The organism is Zoogloea sp., assembly GCF_023150065.1.
GTDB lineage: Bacteria > Pseudomonadota > Gammaproteobacteria > Burkholderiales > Rhodocyclaceae > Zoogloea.
Map to the genome: position 1 here is coordinate 1 of NZ_JAKLLN010000108.1, position 747 is coordinate 747.

1 protein-coding gene is annotated in these 747 nt (G+C 71.4%); it reads left to right on the forward strand.

All coding sequences use genetic code 11. The annotated features are described in order from the left end of the window. Window positions 1-617, forward strand: a 617-nt coding sequence (locus L6Q67_RS23710) for a GTP-binding protein (protein ID WP_296576023.1), incomplete at its 5' end; no start/stop codon positions are given. Window positions 618-747: the final 130 nt, after the last annotated feature.

Here is a 747-nt window from a genome sequence, read left to right on the forward strand (position 1 = left end):
ACGGCATCCTGGCCGTCGTCGACGCCCTCCACGCCGACCGCCAGCTCGATGAAAACCGCGTCGCCGCCGCCCAGATCGGCTTTGCCGACCGGGTGCTGCTGACCAAGACCGATGGCCTCGCCGCCGACACCCTGGCGGCCCTCGAGGCCCGCCTCGCCCGCATCAACCTGCGCGTGCCGATCGCCCTGGTGCCGAGCGACCCGGCCGAGCTCGCCGCGCTGTTCGCGCTGGATGCCTTCGTGCTCTCCGACGTGATCGAGCAGAGCCCGGGCTTCCTCACCAAGGAAAGCCCCAGCGGCCTCACCCGCGGCGGCGGCACGGTGCGCAGCTTCGTCCGCCACGACGACGACATCGCCTCGCTGGTGCTGCACCACCCGGGCGAGGTGGACGTCGGCCTGATGGGCAGCTTCGTGGAGGAACTGCTGCTGAAAAACGGCAACGACATGCTGCGCTACAAGGGCATCCTGGCCGTGTTCCAGGGCGTGCACCGCGTCACCGGCTTCGACTACGGCCGCGAATGGGCAGATGGCGAAGCCCGCGAGACCACCATCGTGATCATCGGCCGCCGCCTCGACGAGGACGCCATCCGCGCCGGCTTCCGGCTGGCCTGCCGCTAGGCGCAAACCTCGCGCGGGCCCCGCCGGAGGCCTCGCGCGACGCCGGCACCCCTCCGGCCCCCATCGGCAGCCGGCGCCCCCTCGTCGGCTGTGGTATTTTTGCGCCCTGTTTTTTCGAGCCCCTCCGGCC